General features: G+C 43.8%; 1 protein-coding gene. It reads right to left on the bottom strand.

From position 1 onward, the window contains the following. On the bottom strand, positions 1-1,452 hold a 1,452-nt coding region (locus Q0095_RS06700), incomplete at its 3' end, for an ABC transporter transmembrane domain-containing protein (RefSeq protein WP_297882533.1). Between the last annotated feature and the right edge of the window lie 38 nt (positions 1,453-1,490).

Raw genomic sequence — 1,490 nt, 5'->3', positions numbered from 1 at the left:
ATTATTTAGCGCAATAGGCTTATCGGTGCTCTGCTCGGTTGGAGTATTTAATATATCTCCTAGCCTATCTACGCTAAGAAGGGCTTGCTGAAACTCGTTCCAAAGGCCTACGAGCCTCATTACAGGAGCGCTAAATTGCCCCGCAAACATCTGAAAGGCGATGAGCTGACCGACGCTTAGCTTGCCTTCGATTACAAGCCCCACGCCGAAATATAAAATGCAAAGCGTCATAAGCTTTTGCAGTGCGGAGGCAAAGCCGCTTGCGACGTTGCTTAAATTTGAAAGATTAAAAGATGAGCGGACGTATCTGCCTAGATTTTCCTCCCACATCTTTTGCATGCTGCCCTCGATCGCTAGAGATTTCACCGTCTGCATACCGGTTACTGCCTCTACGAGATAGGAGTTTGAAGCGGCTCCCATTTGAAATTTATCCTCCAGCCTCTTTCTAAGCACCGGCGTGATAAAAAAGTAGATCGCAGCAATTATGCTTATAAATGCGATTGCGATCAGCGTAAGCTTCACGCTGTAAAGCAGCATCATAAAGACAAATACGAAGCTAAATAAAATATCAAGTAGCACGCTTACGCTTTTATTTGCGATAAACTCTCTTATGCTATCTAGTTCTCGCACTCTAGCAACGATGTTTCCGACCTTGCGGTTCTCAAAGTAGGTCATCGGAAGCAGAGCCAAATGGCTAAAAAGCTCGCTACCTAATCTGGCGTCAATTTTAGTGGTAGTGTGCGCGAATATATAATTTCTACTTAGGCTTAAAAGCATCTCAAATATGATGGTCGCCAAAAATGCAAATGCAATTACGTTTAGAGTGCTAATGCTGTGATGGGTTAAAACCTTATCAAGCACTACCTGAGTAAAAAGCGGCGTCACTAGACCGAAAAGCTGCATGATAAATGAAGCCAAAAGCACTTCAAATACCACTCTTTTAAAGCTTAGCATCCGCTTGTAAAACCAGGCAAAGCCGAATTTGATCTGAGAATTCAGAGTTTTATGAGCTAGCACTATAAACTCGCCACTGCAAAGATCAAATAGCTCGCTCGCGCCCAGCTCTTTTACGGAATTGCCTCCGTCAAATACGATAAATTTAATAGCTGCTTCTTGTTCTTGCGAGGATTTGGATGAGCGGGAGGCTTTGGATTCTTTGGCGGAGGAATGGGATGCGCCCGCGGAGAAGGGAGACGGCGCGCTAGAAGAAGATGATGTATCGGAAGATAACGATGCGGATGAAGATGAGTTTAAAGAATTTGTCGTGTCGCTGTTAGAGCTCAATATCTCCTTAGAGCCCGCCGCGTCTTTGGAATTTGCGCTATTTATATCGGCTGCCGTCTTACTAGCATTTGTCGCTTTAATATCCTCTTTACTTTGCTGCTCGATCTTTAGGACGTTAAAGTAGCTTCCGTCCTTTTTTTGAAGGATAAAGGGCGGCTTATAGCGCATCAAATTTGAAAGATTTAGCTTTTTAATCTTAGCCTTAA

It is taken from the genome of uncultured Campylobacter sp., from assembly GCF_938045535.1.
GTDB lineage: Bacteria > Campylobacterota > Campylobacteria > Campylobacterales > Campylobacteraceae > Campylobacter_B.
Note: the sequence above shows the minus strand (reverse complement) of the source record. Positions and strands in the feature narration are given on the sequence as shown.